This window comes from Dactylosporangium sp. NPDC000555 (genome assembly GCF_040300025.1).
GTDB lineage: Bacteria > Actinomycetota > Actinomycetes > Mycobacteriales > Micromonosporaceae > Dactylosporangium.
The window spans coordinates 134,672-143,309 of sequence record NZ_JBEPDB010000013.1; the positions used below are offsets into that span (position 1 = coordinate 134,672).

Below are 8,638 nucleotides of genomic sequence, written 5' to 3' on the forward strand. Positions count from 1 at the left end.
GGTTGCATGATCAGAGTCGGCCTGCAATATTCTCATCAATAGACTTTAGAAACTGGACGGGAACGGGAATGAACTCGACTCGACGTGGGCCGCTGACATGCGCGCAGCGTGAGTGGTTCATGGACGTCGGCATCGACGCGGACTCGCCGTGGTCGTACGCAACGAACTTCACGAGCGTGGTCAACGGCGCCGGCGCACCGCTGGGTGTCGTGCTGGCGGCGGTCGGTGACCTGCTCGATCGGCACGAGGGGCTGCGGACCCTCCTGCCCACGACCGACCCGGGCCGTCGCGAGCAGCACGTTCTCCCGGCGGCGGAGCGGCTCGGCGAGGTGGTGCGCGTCGCGCCTGCCGGTCCGGAAGCGGACCAGGCGATCGCGGCGGCCACGGCCACGGCGTTCCGGCTCGGGGAGCAACAGCCGGTGCTCTTCGTGCTGGAGGTCGCCGCCGGCACCGCGCAGCGGATCGGCATCGTCGTCGACCACACCGCGGTCGACGGATGGGGCATGCGGGTGCTCCGCAGCGACTTCTTGCAGGCCTTGCGCAGTCGCATGAGCGGACATCCGGCGTTCGACGGCCAGCCCGTGCCGGAGCAGCCCGTGGAAACGGCCGAGTGGGAGATGTCCGAACCGGGCCGGGCCTATGCCGAGCGTGCCGAGGCGTACTGGCGGCGCCAGCTGGGCGCGCTGCGCGACGGGCTGTCCGGCTGGCGCCCGAGCGGCGGGACGGCGCCGGCGGAACCGGTGCTCCAGTCCCGGTGGCTTGCCTCGGCGCGCGCCGCCCGAGCCGCACAGACCGTCGCCACCCGCACCGGCATGCCGGTATCGGCGGTCTACCTGACCGCGTTCGGCTCGGCGATCAGCCTCATCGAGGGTTCGCCGTGCGCCGGCATCCGTTCACTCGCCGCGAACCGGCTGTCGGCGGGCACGCAGGCGTCGGTTCGCAAGGCGGTCATGCCGGTGCCCGTCCTCGTGCCGGGGACCGGCGACCTGGCCGCGCGACTGGCCGCCACGGCCAGCAACCAGTTGCATGGCCACCGCTTCGCCAACATCGACCCGGCGCGGGCCGTGGCGATCAGCGGCGAAGTCCTCGGCGGACTGGCCGAGACGGGCGCGGCCATGGCGCGATTCAACTACATCGACGCATCCATCGTGGGCAGCGCGGCGAACAGCCGTTCACTCGGCGCCGAGGCCATCCCGTTCACTGATCCAGCCGTGCAGGACCGGATCACCGAACAGCCCGACCGGCCCGGCGGGTCGCGGTACATCCTGTCGGTCCAGCACCGGCCGGCCGCGGCGCTGATGACCATCGGCTGTCACGAGGACACGGCGTGGGCGCCGGCGGCCGGCGACATGCTCCGGCATGTCGAGGACGTGCTGGTGCGCGCGTCCGAGTAGGTCCGCCGCGACGAAGGGTCAGCCGGCGTGCTGTGCGTCGGGCGGCGAGACCCACTGCACGAGCTGGTAGATCACGCCGTTGGGATCGGCCGTCTGGAAGTAGCGCTCTCCCCATGGCTCGGTCTCGATCGGAGTAACGATCTCGACCCCCTCCTGCCGCAGCCGCGCGTAGTCGGCGTCGATGTCATCGACGGTGAACACGACCAGCAGCCCATCGGCGCGGCCGGCGGCCGACGCCGGCTTGAACGTCGGCAGCCCGGTGCGCAGGTAGATGAGGTTGAACCCCGCCTCGGGATGGGCCAGGGAGCAGAACCCGTCGGCAGCCATCGCCTCGGTGAACCCGAGATGCCGCCGCACCCAGGAGGCGGAGGCCTGGACGTCGGGGACGTTGAGCGAGATGGCGGACTCGGTGATGGGCATGCGGTGAGCTCCTGTCGACTCGGTGGGGACGCTCGCGGTTACATTATACAAAGTACACCGTACGGCGTACAATGAAAGTGTGGCAGAATCATTCCCGTGACCCAGAACCGCACCGGATCAGGTGAGCCCAGCCGCACGCTCGCCCTGCTGTGGGGAGAGCCGTCCGAGACGGCGCGGCGCAAGGGGCCGGCCCGATCGCTGACCATCACGCAGGTCGTCGACGCCGCGCTCGCGCTCGCCGACGAGCAGGGCCTGACCGCGGTCACCATTCGCGCGGTGGCCGAGCGGGTCGGGGTCTCGACGATGTCGGTCTACACCTACGTGCCCGGCAAGCCCGAGCTGCTCGACCTGATGGTGGACGCCCGCTACGCACGGATGACCCGCGCCGCGTGGGCCGGGCAACCGTGGCGCGAGCGGCTCACCGCGGTGGCCGAGGCCAACCGGGATCTGCTCACCGCCCACCCCTGGCTCACCGAGGTCGCCGCCCTGAGCCGCCCCCCGCTCGGACCGGGCGTGATGGCCAAGTACGAGCACGAGCTCGCCGCGTTCGACGACACCGGGCTCTGCGACGTCGACATCGACGCCGCCCTGACCTACCTGCTCGGGTTCGTGCAGTCCCACTGCCGATCGGCCCACGACGCCGCCCGGGCCGCGACCGACACCGCGATGAGCGACGCCGACTGGTGGGCCGCCAACCTACCCGTGCTCGCCCGCGCCCTCGACCCGCACACCTATCCCCGCGCCGCCCGCATCGGCTCCGCCGCCGGCGAAGCGCAGGGCAGCGCGTGGCAGGCCGACCGCGCCTGGACCTTCGGCCTCGAACGCACCCTCGACGGCCTCGCCGCCCTCATCGACAACGCCGGCTGAGGCCGGCACGCTGTGTGGGTCAGCCGGGTCGGCGGTATCCGGTGATGGGCCGGCCTTCGAGTTTGGCCATGCGCACGTAGTCGCCTGTGGTCGGGGCGTGGACCATCCAGCCGCCGCCGACGTAGATGCCCACGTGGTGCAGGTCGCTGTGGAAGAACACGAGGTCGCCGGGGCGCAGGTCGGCGCGCGCGACGGCCTTGGTGTCGTCCCACTGCCATTTGGTGTAGTGGCGCAGCTTGACGCCGGCGGCGGCCCAGGCGGTGAGGGTGAGGCCGGAGCAGTCGTAGCCGTTGGGGCCGGTCGCGCCCCAGACGTAGGGCTTGCCGATGAGGTCGCAGGCTTTCTTCGCCGCGGTACCGCCGGGGCCACCGATGTAGTCGACGGGGCAGGCGACGGGCTTGAGGGTGCCGGTGGCGCCGCTGCTGCCGTACACCTGCTGGCGCAGCTTCTGCAGCTCGGTGAGCTTGCCCTCGATCTGGGTCTTCTTCGCCGCGAGGTCGGCGTCCTGCGTGGTCTGCTGGGCGATGAGCGTGTCCAGGGTGTGCTTGTCGCCGGCGAGCTTGTCCCGGGCGGCGGCGACGCCCTGGATCTCGGCGTGTTGGTTGCGGGCGATCGCGTTGACCGTTGCGAGCTGGTCCAGCAGGTCGGTCGGGGTGTTGCCGCGCAGCAGCGCGTCGAGCGTGGTGATCCGGCCGATCTTGTACTGCTGCACGGCGATGTCGCTGACGCGGCCCATGGCGGCGTCGACCTGGGCCTCCAGCGGCTTCAGCTGTTGCTGCAGGGCTGCGGCCTTGGCCCGGTTCTCCTTGAGCTGGGAGTGGACCTGGTTGTACTGCTCGATGGTGGGTTCGAGCTGGTTCCACATGTCGTCGATCTGCTTTTCCAGCTCCGCCGGTGTCGGCTCGGCCTGCGCGGTCCCGGTGCCGGCCAGCAGCAACGCGATCGCGGCGAGGACCGCGACGACGATACGAGCCGGCATCCGGCTCGGCGGCATCGCCGGGGCGCCGGAGGTGCGGAAGGCAGGGACACGTCGCGGGCGGCGTGGCGGCACGTGCAACAGGCTCCTCGACTCGGCGGCGCCAGACGTCCGCGCCGACCGGAGGTGATCGGCGCCGGCGCCGGGCCGCAGCCGACCTTACGCACTGGCCCCATCGAGCACAAGGCTGCTTCCTATGATCGATAGGAGATGGCACTCATCGATTGCGCAACCTTCTTCCAGGTAGCGGGCATTGGCAGGGCTGGTGGCCTTGAGTAACGTCTTGGCTCGCCTGACCCGGTTCGTGCTCACAACAGGTGGCGCCGGGACGGGCCCGCTGAGTCGTGCATGCACGAGCCGGGGACCCACCGCAAGTCTGGGGTGAATCCGCGGGCCGATGGCCTGTGGTAGGGCGACCTTCGCGCCCGAATCCGTCAGCTAACCCGGTAGGCGGATGCGTAAGGAGATATGCCTGTGCACAGCCGGCGCAACCCCCACCGCAGACGTCTTTGCCAGCCGCGGACTTGCTCGGCTGCACGCCGATCGGCGTAGCCGGTTTCCGCTGAGCGGCGGGCGGCCCGCTGCCCTGCCGTGTGTGGCCTTCGGACCGCCGCTCGCGAGCACCGCTGAAGCCTTGTGCCATCACACGCCCAGCACGCTGCGGGCGTGGCAGTACACGCTGTCCTGTGCGTGATCCCGCACCTGGCGTTGACCGATGCTGCCGCCCCGGGCCGGAGCCTTGGAGAGTCGCTATGAATCCTGTACGTGTATGTTGGCCGCGCGTCGCCGTGATCTCGTGTGCCCTGCTCGCCGCGGCCGCCGCGGCCGGCATCGTGCTCGGCCGGCTCGGCGATCCGCCGTCCGTCGGCGCCGCTTCGGCCGGCACGGCGCTGACGACCCAACAGCCGGCGGCGGAGCAGGGTGCGGACCAGCCCACCGATGACGCGCCCGCGCCGGCGCCGTCGACGAAGGTCCTCGACTACGAGTTCCAGTTGCAGCCCAACTTTTACTACTGCGGGCCGGCCGCGACCCGGATCGCGCTCACGGCGGCCGGTCACGCCATCAGCCAGGACCAGGCGGCTGCCATGCTGGGCACGACCACCAGCGGGACGGATTCGGCTCTGGACACCACCCGGGCGCTCAACAGCGTGCTCGGCCACGGCAGGACGGTGTACCAGACCAGAGAGATCCCGGCCTACCCGGCAACCTCGGCCCAGGCGGCTCAGCTCCAGGCGGACGTGGTGAACACCATCGGCAGCGGCCGGGCCATTGTCGCCAACATCGCCGGGCATCTCACCGACGACGCCGGTGTCGTCCACGCTTACGAGGGCGGGCACTACCTCACCCTCGTCGGATACCGGGACGACGGCAACACGGTGAAGATCGCCGATCCGGCCAACCCCAGCGGCGACGGCACCTACTGGGTGAGCACCCCCAAGCTGGCCGATTGGATCTCCCAGCGTGGCTACTCGTATTGAGCGCCGGCACGGTCTGCGATCACCGGCCGGCAACGGTGCACGATCGTGGTGGCGGGATCTCCTGGGACCCGCCCTGGCGTCCGGCATGCTGGTCGTCGTCGCGATGTGGGCGGCCGGGGGAGGACTGCACGGGCTCGGCGATCTGGCCGCCGGCGCCACATCGATCGGCCGGCTGACCGGCCTGCTCTCGGCCGACCTGCTGCTCGTCCAGGTCCTGCTGATGGCGCGGGTACCGGTCATCGAACGCGCCTACGGCCAGGACCGGCTGACCCGCTGGCACCGGCTGATCGGGTTCGCGTCGTTCAACCTGATGCTCGCCCACATCGTGCTGATCACCGTCGGGTACACCTGGACCCTCCACGTGTCATTGGCGCACCAGGCGTGGGAACTGCTCACCGGCTACCCCGGGATGTTGCTGGCGACCGCCGGCGCCGTCGCGCTGGTCCTGGTCACCGTCACCTCGATCCGCGCGGCGCGGCGTCGGCTGCGCTACGAGTCGTGGCACCTGCTGCACCTGTACGCCTACCTCGGCGTGGGCCTGGCCCTGCCGCACCAGCTGTGGACCGGGGCCGACTTCACCACCTCGCCGGCCGCCCGGCTGTACTGGTGGAGCGCCTACGGCATCTGCGCCGGCGCGGTCGTCGTCTTCCGGCTCGGGCTGCCCGCCTGGCGCACGCTGCGGCACCGGCTCGAAGTCGACAAGGTCGTCGCCGAGGCGCCCGGGGTGTACTCGATCCATCTGCGCGGTCGCGGCCTGCGGCGGCTGCCGGCCCGCGCCGGTCAGTTCTTCCAGTGGCGTTTCCTGACCGGCCGGGGCTGGAGCCGCGCCCATCCGTACTCGCTGTCGGCCGCGCCCGGCCCGGACCGGCTGCGCATCACCGTGAAGGCCCTGGGCGACGGCAGCCGGGCCCTGGCCGAACTGCGGCCCGGAACCAAGGTGCTCATCGAGGGGCCGTACGGCCGGCTCACCGCCGAGCGGCGCACCGCCCGCTGCCTCACGATGATCGCCTCCGGCGTGGGCATCACCCCGTTGCGCGCGCTGCTGGAAGAGCTGCCCTACGCCGCGGGCGAGGCGACGCTGCTCTACCGTGCCCGGGCCGATCCCGACGTACTGTTCCGCGACGAACTGGATCGCCTGGCCGACGCGCGCGGCGTGCGGGTGCTGTACCTGGTCGGCCCGCGCGGCGACGACGGCTCGTGGCTGCCGGCCGGCTGGGGCGGCGAAACGACAGCGCTGGGCGACATTGTGCCCGGCATCAGACACCACGACGTGTTCGTCTGCGGCCCGGACGCGTGGATGCGCGCGGTGGTCCGCGCGGCCCGGCACGCGCACGTGCCCGACGACCGCATCCACCTCGAGCCCTTCGCCTGGTAACCCGACTCGGAGGGGACCGTTTTCGCATGCGCAGACTGACGATGTGGTTCGCCGGCACCGCCGCGGTGATCGCCCTGCTGTTCAACTACCGGACCTCGACCATGGGCCCGGCCCGCCCGGTGCCCGCGGCCGCGGCGCCGGGCGCCGGCACCCCGGGCGTCGTGGCGCAGCCGTCGGATGGCGATGCGCCCGACCACGACAACCAACCGTCACCTTCGTCGAGTGCCGATCCCGGCGGCGGTGCGCCGCCCCCGCCCAGCCCCGGCACCGTCACCCGGTCCGGCTCCGTCCTCGTCGCCAACGGTTCGGCCGTGAGCACAATGTGGGGGCCGGTTCAGGTGCAGGTCCGCATCGACAGCGGCAGGATCACCGACGTGACCGCGCTGCAGGCCCCCGGAGGATTCTCCCGGGAGCTCACCGCACTCGCGGTACCGCGGCTGCGTTCACAGGCCCTGGCGTCGCAGAGCGCCCACATCGACGCGGTCAGCGGCGCGACCCAGACCAGCGAGGCCTATCGCACGTCCCTGCAGGCCGCACTCGACGCCACCCACTTCCAGGCCCCGCCCGGCGAATAGCGGCCTACGGCGTCAGCGGTGACTGCTCGATCGCGGCGAACGCCCCGATCAGCACCGTGCAGCCCAGCAGGGCGGCGCACCACATCTGCCAGGCAAAGATCCCCAGCCCCGGCGCCCGGGTCATCCAGCCGGCGCGGGCCAGCCGCGGCCCGGCCACCAGGATCAGCACGACGGCGTAGGCGGCCAGGAGCAGCGCGGTCACGACCCGGCGATCTTCCGCTCATAGATGCTCAGCGCCGCCCGGAGCGCGGCCGCCTCCTCGAGCGTCATCTGCCCGACGAAGTGCAGCAGCGCCTGTCCCCGGTCGCCGCTGTCGGTCAGCGCCTCGCGCATCAGTCCGGCCCCGTACTGCTCCCGGGTGGCCATCGGCTGGTACAGATGCGCCCGGCCCTGCAACCTCCGGCGCAGCCAGCCCTTGCGGTGCAGCTTGTCCATCACCGTCAGCACCGTGGTGTACGCCAGGTCGCGCTCCTCGGACAGGGCAGTGTGCACGTGGCGCACCGTGACCGGCCCGTCCGCCGTCCACAGCTGCCGCATCACCGCTGCTTCCAGCTCCCCGAACCCGCGCATCTCACCTCCCGGACCAGCATCGGGCGGACAGTATCCCCGGCTGGCATCGTACGCCGCATAGGAGTGCAACAACCGGCTGGAGAAGAGCGAAACGCTGGGGCGCCGCACGACGTGACCCGCATTTGCCGCGATTCAGCAAGATAGTCCGACTCCTAATTGGCATAGGAGCAACGCGCTAAGACGGCTCCGCCCGGCCGCCGACCCGCCACGCCACCGCCAGCAGCAGCGTGACGCTGGCCAGCCAGGTCGCCGGCACCGCGAGGGCGCCGGGCCAGTGCGGCAGTGGCAGTGCCGGCACGTCCTCGCCGAATACCGGCAGTGCCCATCCGGTCAGCCGCCACACGGCCAGAGCGATGGCCAGGCCGAGCAGCCCGGCCGCGACCACCAGCGCCGGATAGGTCCACAGCTTCGCCCGCCGGACGGTACGCCGGGAGATGCCCTGCGTCCGCAGCGCCAACTCGTCGGCGCCGCGCCCGCCACGGTCGACGCCGGCGATGAGGCCGAGGCCGCCGGCGGCGAGCAGCACGGCGAGCGCGCCCGCGAGCAGGTGGAACCACATGGCCAGGGCCGGGCCCTGGGCATCGAGATGGCGCCGGGTGCCCTCGACGTCGATGTCGCCGGTCACGACGAGGCCCTCGCGGGCCAGCCGGGTCAGCACGTCCGGCGGCGCGTCGGCGTTGAGCCACACCTCCGGCCGAGTAGCGCTGCCCGCGCCGGTCGAGACGCGGTCGGCGTACTCCAGGTCGACCAGCGTCCCGCTGGTGCCCAGCCGGGGCAGCGCCTCGGCCCGCCCGACGGCCCGCACCTCGATCGGCCGTTCGTCCAGCCCGGTCACCGGCGCGGGGCCCGGGTCCGTCCCGGCGGGCAGGACCGGCAGCGGGTAGGGGGCGTCGACCGGCTGGAGCCAGGCGCCGTCGGGCATCCCGTTCGGCGCGTCGACGCTCAGCCGCAGCCCGGCGGGGCCGGCGGCAAGCGTGCCGCCG

General features: G+C 71.9%; 9 protein-coding genes, 1 pseudogene and 1 riboswitch. Of the genes and pseudogenes, 5 read left to right on the forward strand and 5 right to left on the reverse strand.

All coding sequences use genetic code 11. The features are described 5' to 3' along the window. Positions 1-2 precede the first annotated feature (2 nt). Complete coding sequence (locus tag ABT297_RS11720) at positions 3-1,394, forward strand: condensation domain-containing protein (protein ID WP_350547767.1); 1,392 nt, start codon at positions 3-5, stop codon at positions 1,392-1,394. 18 nt (positions 1,395-1,412) lie between these two features. On the opposite strand, the gene ABT297_RS11725 is transcribed toward ABT297_RS11720, so the two are convergent. Next, positions 1,413-1,814 carry a VOC family protein gene (locus ABT297_RS11725; protein ID WP_350547769.1) on the reverse strand — a complete coding sequence of 134 codons (402 nt, stop codon included), beginning with the start codon at positions 1,812-1,814 and terminating at the stop codon, positions 1,413-1,415. A gap of 96 nt (positions 1,815-1,910) precedes the next feature. Here ABT297_RS11725 and ABT297_RS11730 point away from each other — a divergent pair, with 96 nt between their 5' ends. Then, positions 1,911-2,681 (forward strand): TetR/AcrR family transcriptional regulator, encoded by a 771-nt coding sequence (locus tag ABT297_RS11730; protein ID WP_350547772.1) that lies wholly within the window; start codon positions 1,911-1,913, stop codon positions 2,679-2,681. Positions 2,682-2,700: 19 nt separating this feature from the next. Here ABT297_RS11730 and ABT297_RS11735 read toward each other — a convergent pair whose 3' ends face one another. Beyond that, positions 2,701-3,660 (reverse strand): C40 family peptidase, encoded by a 960-nt coding sequence (locus ABT297_RS11735; RefSeq protein WP_350547774.1) that lies wholly within the window; start codon positions 3,658-3,660, stop codon positions 2,701-2,703. 322 nt (positions 3,661-3,982) lie between these two features. Continuing rightward, positions 3,983-4,125: riboswitch (cyclic di-AMP (ydaO/yuaA leader) on the forward strand. 320 nt (positions 4,126-4,445) lie between these two features. Here ABT297_RS11735 and ABT297_RS11740 point away from each other — a divergent pair. The 3 genes from ABT297_RS11740 to ABT297_RS11750 are packed head-to-tail and all read left to right on the forward strand — an operon-like array spanning position 4,446 to position 7,085. After that, positions 4,446-5,135, forward strand: a complete 690-nt coding sequence (locus tag ABT297_RS11740; RefSeq protein WP_350547776.1) for a C39 family peptidase — start codon at positions 4,446-4,448, stop codon at positions 5,133-5,135. Next, entirely contained in the window at positions 5,119-6,510 is a 1,392-nt protein-coding gene (locus tag ABT297_RS11745; protein ID WP_350547778.1) for a ferredoxin reductase family protein, read from the forward strand. Before ABT297_RS11740 ends, ABT297_RS11745 begins: the two co-directional genes overlap by 17 nt. Positions 6,511-6,536: 26 nt before the next feature. Next, positions 6,537-7,085 carry an FMN-binding protein gene (locus ABT297_RS11750; RefSeq protein ID WP_350547780.1) on the forward strand — a complete coding sequence of 183 codons (549 nt, stop codon included), beginning with the start codon at positions 6,537-6,539 and terminating at the stop codon, positions 7,083-7,085. Positions 7,086-7,089: 4 nt separating this feature from the next. Here ABT297_RS11750 and ABT297_RS11755 read toward each other — a convergent pair whose 3' ends face one another. From ABT297_RS11755 to ABT297_RS11765, 3 genes and pseudogenes are all read right to left on the reverse strand, one after another. After that, entirely contained in the window at positions 7,090-7,287 is a 198-nt protein-coding gene (locus tag ABT297_RS11755; protein ID WP_350547782.1) for a hypothetical protein, read from the reverse strand. Then, entirely contained in the window at positions 7,284-7,655 is a 372-nt protein-coding gene (locus ABT297_RS11760) for a BlaI/MecI/CopY family transcriptional regulator (RefSeq protein WP_350547784.1), read from the reverse strand. Before ABT297_RS11760 ends, ABT297_RS11755 begins: the two co-directional genes overlap by 4 nt. Positions 7,656-7,830: 175 nt before the next feature. Continuing rightward, positions 7,831-8,638: pseudogene (locus tag ABT297_RS11765) on the reverse strand (hypothetical protein); the annotation flags it as partial.

Excerpts from the sequence above, each read along its gene's own strand:
- ABT297_RS11725 (WP_350547769.1), bottom strand. The coding sequence starts at position 1,814 with ATGCCCATCACCGAGTCCGCCATCTCGCTCAACGTCCCCGACGTCCAG.
- ABT297_RS11735 (WP_350547774.1), bottom strand. The coding sequence starts at position 3,660 with ATGCCGGCTCGTATCGTCGTCGCGGTCCTCGCCGCGATCGCGTTGCTG.
- ABT297_RS11750 (WP_350547780.1), top strand. The coding sequence starts at position 6,537 with ATGCGCAGACTGACGATGTGGTTCGCCGGCACCGCCGCGGTGATCGCC.
- ABT297_RS11760 (WP_350547784.1), bottom strand. The coding sequence starts at position 7,655 with ATGCGCGGGTTCGGGGAGCTGGAAGCAGCGGTGATGCGGCAGCTGTGG.